The organism is Candidatus Symbiopectobacterium sp. NZEC135, from assembly GCF_025962695.1.
In genome coordinates this window covers 1-528 of the sequence record NZ_JAGFPF010001491.1, presented here as the reverse complement: position 1 = coordinate 528, position 528 = coordinate 1, and the positions used below count along the sequence as shown (strand labels likewise).

The following is a 528-nucleotide window of genomic DNA, read 5'->3' as shown; positions in this document are numbered from 1 at the left end:
GAACGTCGGCAACGCTGTTCGATCCGCGAGCGGAGCCACCCACGTTGCTGCGTCCCGGTGACAATGTGCGCTTCGTGCCGCAGCCGGAGGGCCTATGCTAAAGATAACTCATGCCGGGCTGCATACCTCGGTGCAGGATGCCGGGCGGCATCATCTGCGTCATCTGGGTATCAGCCAGTCTGGTGCGCTGGTCATGCCAGCATTAAGCATTGCCAATTTGCTGGTGGGCAACGCGATGTCCGAAGCCGGGCTGGAAATTACGCTCGGAAAATTCGCGGCGACCTTTACCTCATCTTGCTGGATTGCATTGACCGGGGCTGATAGCCACGCCGAGCTCGATGGTAAGCCGGTCTGGACCGGTTGGCGTTTTCATGTGAAAGCGGGGCAAACGCTCAGGCTGCGCATGCCGCGTCGGGGCATGCGCAGTTATCTGGCTATTTCCGGTGGCCTGGGGCTGCCAGAGGTGCACGGATCGCTAAGTACTCATTTGCAAGCCGGGTTTGGTGGCTATCTTGGTCGGCCGCTCCA

1 protein-coding gene is annotated in these 528 nt (G+C 60.2%); it reads left to right on the top strand.

All coding sequences use genetic code 11. From position 1 onward, the window contains the following. Positions 1 to 94: 94 nt before the first annotated feature. Positions 95 to 528, top strand: a 434-nt coding sequence (locus J5224_RS34995; protein WP_413544780.1) for a biotin-dependent carboxyltransferase family protein, incomplete at its 3' end; no start/stop codon positions are given.